At 50.7% G+C, this 8,420-nt stretch carries 8 protein-coding genes; all 8 read left to right on the top strand.

All coding sequences use genetic code 11. The features are described 5' to 3' along the window. Window positions 1-1,684 (top strand): phage tail tape measure protein (locus tag AB204_RS12740; RefSeq protein ID WP_053067906.1); only part of this gene is annotated, 1,684 nt, incomplete at its 5' end. Continuing rightward, window positions 1,684-2,037 (top strand): phage tail protein, encoded by a 354-nt coding sequence (locus AB204_RS12745; RefSeq protein WP_047963752.1) that lies wholly within the window; start codon window positions 1,684-1,686, stop codon window positions 2,035-2,037. The genes AB204_RS12740 and AB204_RS12745, both read left to right, overlap by 1 nt. Window positions 2,038-2,048: 11 nt before the next feature. Beyond that, window positions 2,049-2,789 carry a phage minor tail protein L gene (locus AB204_RS12750; protein WP_047963753.1) on the top strand — a complete coding sequence of 247 codons (741 nt, stop codon included), beginning with the start codon at window positions 2,049-2,051 and terminating at the stop codon, window positions 2,787-2,789. 10 nt (window positions 2,790-2,799) lie between these two features. Further along, a complete protein-coding gene (locus tag AB204_RS12755; RefSeq protein ID WP_047963758.1) occupies window positions 2,800-3,501 on the top strand; it encodes a C40 family peptidase in 702 nt (233 codons plus the stop codon). Between the two features lie 36 nt (window positions 3,502-3,537). Further along, the gene (locus AB204_RS12760) at window positions 3,538-3,771 is read left to right on the top strand and encodes a hypothetical protein (protein WP_047963754.1); all 234 of its coding nucleotides are present in this window, start codon (window positions 3,538-3,540) and stop codon (window positions 3,769-3,771) included. A 52-nt stretch (window positions 3,772-3,823) separates the two neighbouring features. Further along, entirely contained in the window at window positions 3,824-4,399 is a 576-nt protein-coding gene (locus tag AB204_RS12765; RefSeq protein WP_047963755.1) for a tail assembly protein, read from the top strand. 52 nt (window positions 4,400-4,451) lie between these two features. Beyond that, window positions 4,452-7,943: a TipJ family phage tail tip protein gene (locus tag AB204_RS12770; protein WP_047963756.1), complete on the top strand. Its 3,492-nt coding sequence runs from the start codon at window positions 4,452-4,454 to the stop codon at window positions 7,941-7,943. A gap of 27 nt (window positions 7,944-7,970) precedes the next feature. Further along, window positions 7,971-8,420: cupin domain-containing protein (locus AB204_RS23220; protein WP_458864240.1), on the top strand; the 450-nt coding region annotated here is incomplete at its 3' end.

An 8,420-nucleotide genomic window follows, 5' to 3' on the forward strand; every position in this document is an offset into this window, starting at 1 on the left:
AATGCTCAGAACGAACGATATCTTGCCGATGCTGACACTGGCCGGCTCGGATTTCAACCGGGTACTGGCGGCGGGGAACCGCCTGCTGAAAGAGCGGACGACATTCACCCCGGTTCCCTTTGCGCTGCCGCCCGCCCCGCTGGACGATAAGCAACAGGCTTTTCTTAAGCGATCTGAGCGTGACCGTGAATTATCGACCCTGCAAGGTGAGGCCAGAATCAGAAGGCAGGCGGAATTTGCCGCCGAAGATCAGGATTTAAATAAACCAGAGCACCGGGATAATTACCAAAAATACATTAATAATACGATAGCCAGCTATCAGAATGGCGAAAAAGCCAAGGAAGCGCAGGCGGCGGCGTCAAAAGCCGCCAGTGAAGCTGCAAAAGCCGCCCGGGAAGCCGCCAGTGCACAGGAAAACTACCGCAATAAAGTGGCTGACCTGAACCGGGAAATCCAGATAGAGCAGGTGCGCATGAAAGACGGTGAAGTCGCCGCTTCACTCTTTGCTGCCTCAATGGAAATCAGCGCAAAATATACCGGGAAACAACGTGAAGAGCTTGTCGGGCTGAGTAAAGCTAGTATTCTGGCAAAACAGCGCACTAAAGATCTCCATGATGCTGTCGCTGCTGACCCCTATCGGCAGGCCCTTCATAATCGCAAGGAAGCCGAAGAGCAGTTACAGCGCCAGATTGCAGACAAAGCCATTCAAAGCGCCGAAGAAGTTGCGCACCGTAAACAGGATATTGCAGCTAAATACCTGAACAGCGTTGCGGAAGCCAATCAGCGTTATGCGGTATCACCCACGGCGGAACTGGCGGGCAATATTGATCCTCTGCAAGGCCTGCAAAACCAACTGGAGAAACGCAAGGCGCTGATCCAGACCTATGCGACGGAAGAATTTATTACCGAACAACGTAAAAATGAACTGTTAATAGCCGCTGATAATGAAACCCATCAACGCCGCTACGAAGCCGCAATGCAACTGTACGCCAGTCAGGGGCGATTACAGAAAATGACGTTAAATATGTTTGTAGTTACACAAGAGAGGGTATCTAACGTATTGACGGGGATGCTAACAGGGACGCAAACCTTTAAGGATGGAATGATCGGTATTTTTTCCTCTCTAACTCAGAGCATTATTCAAAATCTGATAGATATGGCTGCGCAGGCTATTGTAACCAACACAATACTTAAATCAATCATGGGTGTTGCTGGGGGTGTTGTAGGTGGTGCAGGAGGTGCAATGGGCGGAACAGGATTCGCTAACGGTCAGGCTGTCCCCATGCCCCCCAAAATCACCATGCTTGCCAAAGGTGGTGTTTTTAATTCCCCGAGCCTCAGTGAATACAGCGGGCAAATCGTCAGCAGCCCGACGATGTTTGCGTTTGCCAAGGGCGCGGGACTGATGGGTGAAGCCGGGCCGGAAGCTATTATGCCGCTTGGCAGAACACGCGATGGTAATTTAGGGGTCAGGCTAATTGGTTCTAACTTGCCAAATTCAAGCGCTGCACCTCAGGTTTATATCACGGTCACTAATGAACAGACAACGCAAACTACTTCCCCCGGATGGGAGCAGTTTGGAAGTGAAATCGGGCGTTTTGTTGAGCAACGTTATCGAGAATTAATTGGTAGAGATTTAAGTCAGGGCGGTGTGCTTAGTCGTGCAATCAAAGGAGGTCGGTAATGAAATTCGAAGAGTTTACTTATGTTCCGCGTGTAAACCCAGTTGCGGATATTACACAGCGGGTTCGTGCGGTTCAATTTGGTGACGGATATACCCAGCGGAGTGGGAGTGGCATTAACAGTGAACACCAGAGCTGGACGGTCAGTTTCGCTGGCAACAAACAATATATTGATGAAATTCGACAATTTCTTGCGCGTCATGCAGGGTATCGCGCATTTAAGTGGAAAAACCCGCTTTTAGATATGGGGTTGTATGTTTGCCAAGGACATAAGCTCACGGCAATGGGCATGAATAGCAGATCAGAACAGATGTACCAACTTTCCGCAGTATTTGAAACTACCTATCAGCCTTAGGAAACTTTCCCATGTCAATTAATACAGATTTCCAGCGCCTTGAGTCGGGGAATAAAATACTTTTGTTTTCTGTTGATGGTTCGGTTTTTGGTGGGCCAGAGCTGTATTTCCATAATCACCCTATTCCTTACACAGAAAAAGAACTAACAAATTCAGATAACTTACCCATTAAATCTATCTGGTGGCAGGGCGTGGAGTATAAGCCGTGGCCTGTAGAAATTAAGGGGCTGGAAACCCTAAGTGATGGCAGTGCAGCCTCTCCTTTCCTTAAGGTGGCCAATTTGGATGGCACCATTAGCGCAATGTGTCTGGCTTATCAGAATATGGCTCAAGCGCGTGTCACTATTCGTATGACGTTTGCGCATTATCTGGATGCGCGTAACTTCCCGGAGGGTAATTCAGAAGCTGACCCCACACAGGAGAAGATCGACGTCTACTATATCGATAGCAAAACCCATGAGGACAATGAAAGCGTTCAGTTTGCGCTGTCTTCACCTGCTGACTTGCAGGGGATTCAAATTCCTACCAGACAGATACACAGCCTTTGCACGTGGTGTATGCGTGGGTTATATCGTAAATCGCCATGTGGCTACACAGGGACTCAATATTTTGATGAGGATGGCAATCCGACCGACGACCCGTCAAAGGATGTTTGTTCTGGGTTGTTATCAACAGGGTGCGAACCGCGTTTTGGAAAAGGGAGTCCGCTTCCATTTGGCGGCTTCCCCGGTTCTGCGTTACTGAGGCGATGATATGGAAACTTTGCGCAAACATATTATTAATGCGGCTATGGATCACGCCAAAGCAGAATACCCCAATGAATGCTGTGGGCTGGTGGTTCAACATAGCCGCAAACAGCAATATATCCCCTGTCGCAATACCGCGCCTTCACCCACCGAGCAATTCAGCATTCACCCCGAAGATTACGCCAATGCTGAGGACACAGGGACGATTATTGCCATCGTTCACAGTCACCCCGATGCCACAACACAGCCTAGCCAATTAGACATTGCCCAGTGTGACCTGTCACAAATCCCGTGGGTGATCGTCTCTTGGCCCGAAGGGGATATTCGTACGCTGATGCCGACTGAGGGGATAAAACCGCTCATCGGTCGCCCGTTCGTGCATGGGATTTGGGATTGTTACGCCATTGTGCGCGACTGGTATCGGCTGGAGCGTGATATTGAAATCCCCAATTTTGAGCGCTCAGATAGCTGGTGGGAGCGGGGCGAAAACCTGTATATGAAGAACTATGCGGCGGCGGGCTTCACAGCGTGCAACGGGGAATTACAGGTGGGGGATGTAATTATTATGCAGGTGCAAGCCAAAGAACCTAATCATGCCGGGGTGTATATCGGTGACGGATTAATGTTGCACCATGTGTACGGACAACTCAGTCAGCGCGTACCCTACAGTGGGTACTGGCAGGACAGAACTATCATTACTCTTCGCAATAACTACTGATCTGCTATGATTGATGCACCTACAAAGAGGGACATCATGATGAAAAAAATAGCATTATTAGCACTGTTTTCATCTCTTCTGTCTGGATGCGCAAAAACAATGCTGATTCATGACTATAAGTCACCATCCGAGCTTGAGAAAGATAAATATGAGTGCATGAATATAGCGACTCAACAAGCCTCAAACTGGGGGGCTGCTGGAAATCCATTCATTATCAAAGATGAAATGCTTAAGTGTTTAAGATTTAAGTATGGATGGCGAGAGCAATAACGATAAACCTAACTTATAACCCGCTTCGGCGGGTTTTTTATTGGAGTAAACCATGAACACACTACGAATAATACGGTTATACGGGATACTCGGTGCCCTGTTCGGGCGAGAGCACCGGTTAGCGGTATCGTCCCCTCAGGAGGCTGTCAGGGCACTGTCTGTCCTGATTGACGGATTCGAAAAGTTTCTGCTGACCGCGAAAGAGCGGGGCTTAACCTTTGCGGTGTTCAGCGGCAAGCGCAATATCAGTCAGGATGAACTGGAATTTTCCGGGGAAGACGATATCCGTATTGCCCCGATGATTATCGGTAGTAAGAAAGCGGGTGTGTTTCAGACTATCTTGGGTGCGGTGATGGTCGTCGCCGGGGCGTTTATGTGGATGACACCCTATGGCGTACCGATGGTGATGTCCGGTGTGTCTATGATGCTGGGCGGCGTGGTGCAGATGTTATCACCGATGCCGGGGGGACTGGCGCGGCGGGAAGATCCGGATAATAAACCCAGTTACGCCTTTGGTGGCCCCGTGAACTCCATCGCTCAGGGTAACCCCGTTCCGGTGGGCTACGGTAAACGCCGGATCGGTGGAGCCATTATCTCAGCGGGCATCTACGCCGAAGACCAGCAATAACCGTCATTACGTTTAGTCTCGCCGCATTTGCGGCTTTTTTTATGGGTGAAATATGGGACATCATCTTATTCAGGGCAGCAAGGGCGGCAGCGAAAGCCCCCGCACCCCCGTTGAATCACCGGATTCATTGCAATCCACCTCGTATGCCAAAATCTTACTGGCATTGGGTGAGGGTGAGTTTGAAGGCGGGCTGGACGGCACCAATATCTTTCTGGATAACACGCCGATTATCGGTCCCGATGGTCAGGCCAACTTTGAGGGCGTGAAGTGGGAATTTCGTCCCGGTACCCCGCATCAAGAGTATATCAAGGGGATGCCGGCGGTCGAAAATGAATTGAAAGTTGGTACTGAGCTGATAGAGACATGGGTCAGATCGGTCACCAATACTCAACTGTCAGCGGTGCGTATTCGGCTTGCGTGGGGACCATTACAGCAACAGAAGGAAGAGAATGGCGATACCGTAGGGTATGTTATTGATTATGCGATTGATATATCAACGGACGGTGGGACGTATCAGGAAGTACTGAAAACAGCGGTGGACGGCAAGACAACCACCCGATATCCCCGCTCGCATCGCATTGATCTACCCAAAGCGCACTCTGGCTGGCAGGTACGTATCCGTCGTCTCACACCAAAACAAAATTCGGGGCGTATTAATGATGCGATGGTCGTTGAGGCTATCACCGAGATTATCGATGCTAAATTGAGTTATCCCGAAACTGCTTTATTGTTCGTTCAGTTTGATGCTAAACAATTTAAGGATATTCCTCCGGTCTCTTGTGAGCCGAAGATGCGCATTATTCGTGTGCCCGATAATTACGACCCGGACAGCCGCGCGTATTCCGGTGTATGGCAAGGCGCCTTTAAATGGGCATGGACAGACAATCCGGCGTGGGTGCTGTATGACCTGATGATGAATGACCGGTTCAGTATCGGCACCCGGGTTAAGGCGGAGAACCTGAGTCTGGCAAAATGGGATTTGTACCGCATCGCCCAATATTGTGACCAACCCGTGCCTGACGGTAAAGGCGGAACAGAGCCAAGGCACACCTGCAATGTTTATATCCAGTCACAAGAGGATGCGTGGACAGTACTTCGGGATATTGCCAGTATTTTCCGGGGCATGACGTTCTGGGCCAACAACAACATGAACGTACTGGCGGATATGCCCCGCGATATGGATTACCTCTATACCCGTGCCAATGTTCGTGACGGTAAATTTGTTTATGCCAGTTCCAGCGAGAAAACCCATTACTCTACCGCGATGGTGAGCTGGTCAGATCCACAGAACGGCTATCAGGATGCGGTCGAGCCGGTTTTTGATAACCGGTTAATCCGTCGCTATGACGTAAAACAGGCGGATGTGACGGCAATCGGCTGTACCCGCCAGAGTGAAGCGATACGGCGGGGGAAGTGGATATTGCACACCAACGAGTACGACCGGATGGTCACGTTTACCGTGGGGCTGGATGGCAAAATCCCCTTACCCGGTTACGTCATCGGGGTGGCCGATGAAATGTTTTCCGGTCGTGTACTGGGTGGGCGCGTCAGTGCGGTGAATGGACGCAATATCACGCTGGACCGGGTATCGTCTGCGAAAGTGGGTGAGCGGCTGATCCTGAACCTGCCTTCTGGCAAAGCAGAAGGGCGAACCATTCAGGCGGTGAACGGTCAGGTTGTCACGGTCACCACAGGCTATTCGGAAATGCCGGCCACTGAATGTGTCTGGGCGATTGATGCGGCGGACTTGGCTGTCCAGCTATTCAGGGTGACCGGCATTAAAGAGGGCGAGGACGGCGTCTCGTTTGAGATCACCGCCGTCGAGCATAACCCGGACAAGTACACGCACATTGATACCGGCACCCGCATTGATGAACGCCCCATTTCGGTCATTCCGCCCGGTGTTCAGCCCCCGCCGAAAAAGGTGACGATTGGCAGTTATTCGGTCGTCAATCAGGGCATTGCTGTGAACACCTTGCGGGTGACATGGGAAGCGGCTGAAAGTGCCATCGCTTATGAGGCGGAGTGGCGGCGGGATAACGGAAACTGGATACCCGCCCCCCGAACTTCGACACAGAGTTTTGAGATCCCCGGCATCTACGCCGGACGCTATCAGGCACGGGTCAGGGCGATTAATGCGTCTGAGATATCCAGTCTCTGGGCGAATGCACCGGAAACGCACCTAAAGGGGAAAGAGGGCAATCCCCCAACACCTTTGGCATTCAGAACAACCCCGATTATCTTTGGTATCCAGCTTGACTGGGGTTTTGCGTCACAGACTGACGACACGCTGAAAACCGAGATCCAGTACAGCCCGACTAACGACGGTGAAGGGTTGATGCTGCTGGCGGATATTCCTTATCCGCAACGCACGCATACCCTACAGGGACTGTTAGCCGGGGTCGCCTTCTACTTCCGTGCCCGTCTGGTGGATAAATCCGGCAATCAGTCCCCGTGGACAGAGTTTGTCCGGGGCGAGTCTTCAACGGATACGAGCTGGATAGTGGAGGCCACCGGCAACCAGTTCCTGACTGCCGAGGCCGGAAAGCGGCTGCAATCCCAGATTGATTATAACTCGGAAGCGGCGATGGAAAATGCCGCGTTGAGTGGCTCCATTGTCCAGCACCAACTGAAAGTTGACGGTGAGATGTGGGCGGAGATACTGGAAGTCAAAACCACACAGGTAACTGACAGGGAAGCCTTTGCTGAGAAGATGGAAAAAGTTCAGGCCGAAGTGGGTGAGAATGCGGCGGCGGTGCAGACCAAGGCGACCGCGGTCTTTGATGTCAACGATAACGGTTATGCTATCAAGGATATCGGGGCAGGGGTGAAGTACAAGGGGCAATATTATGGCGCGGGAATGGTCATTGGGGCGGAGGTCAAGAACGGCAAGGTCGAAACACATTTCGGCGTCAGGGCGAACCAGTTTACGGTGGTGAATCCGTCCAATGGGAAAATGGAACCGGTGTTCGTGATCAAAAATGGTCAGGTGTTTATTCGTGACGGGTTTATCGAGGACGGCAGCATTACTAACGCCAAAATCGGCAACTTCATTCAGTCCAGAAATTATGTCGCAGGCCGGGCAGGGTGGAAAATTGATAAATCCGGTTTTGCTGAGTTTGGTAATATCAAGGCGCGGGGAGAGATTAACGCGACGTCCGGCTCTCTGAGAAATGTCACCATCGAAGAGGACTGCGAAATCAAAGGAACATTGTCAGTTAATAATATCGTTGGCGACATTGTGAAAGTTTACACAATGAACGCTGGGAGCCTAACTATACCTGCGTCCCCGTTCGACCGTGTTATTGTCATCCCTGCATTGCAAATTACAGCAGGTTCCAGCAAACAGGCGTGGGTATCGCTAAATGGAAATACAATATGCCGGGCGAGGACATATGCAATTTCTACAGGTGACCTCAGAACAGCATATGTCCCATCGATCATCACGGGTTATGGAACATTACCAAAAAATGTACAAGGTGAAATTACATATTATCAGGAAGGCGCCTCGTTCATGATAACTATTCTGGTCTTTAAAGCATAATCATTTCTAACCTCTCAGGAACCAATCATGCTCTATTCACAAGGCACTATTTCTATAGTGTCCGGCTCGGCTATTGTCCGCGGTACGGGCACAAAATTTATATCAAATATCAACGGGGTCGCCCCCGGGCAGCTTATGTTAATCCAGTCCGGCAACAGTAATTTACCGCACATGATTCAAGCGGTGAACTCAGACACGGAACTGGTACTAGCCGATAACGCCAGTGTTACCCTCAATAACGTGAAATACCAGATTCAGACCACTGTCCCGGATTCCATTTCCGATGGGGTCAGGCATATGGTGGCGATTAACGGCAACATCACCCAGTTCCTCCAGAACATGGACAAATGGATGTCACAGAATGGTACGGTGGCGGTGACATTGCCGAACGGTCAGACGGTATCACTGCAATCAATACGGGCATTGCAGGCGGCGATGGAGGGGAAACTGGATAAGAGCCAGAACGGCGCGGATATT

It is taken from the genome of Xenorhabdus khoisanae (assembly GCF_001037465.1).
Lineage (GTDB): Bacteria > Pseudomonadota > Gammaproteobacteria > Enterobacterales > Enterobacteriaceae > Xenorhabdus > Xenorhabdus khoisanae.

Coding starts and splice junctions, on each gene's coding strand:
- AB204_RS12760 (WP_047963754.1), top strand. CDS start 3,538: ATGATGAAAAAAATAGCATTATTAGCACTGTTTTCATCTCTTCTGTCT.
- AB204_RS12750 (WP_047963753.1), top strand. CDS start 2,049: ATGTCAATTAATACAGATTTCCAGCGCCTTGAGTCGGGGAATAAAATA.
- AB204_RS12770 (WP_047963756.1), top strand. CDS start 4,452: ATGGGACATCATCTTATTCAGGGCAGCAAGGGCGGCAGCGAAAGCCCC.
- AB204_RS12745 (WP_047963752.1), top strand. CDS start 1,684: ATGAAATTCGAAGAGTTTACTTATGTTCCGCGTGTAAACCCAGTTGCG.
- AB204_RS12765 (WP_047963755.1), top strand. CDS start 3,824: ATGAACACACTACGAATAATACGGTTATACGGGATACTCGGTGCCCTG.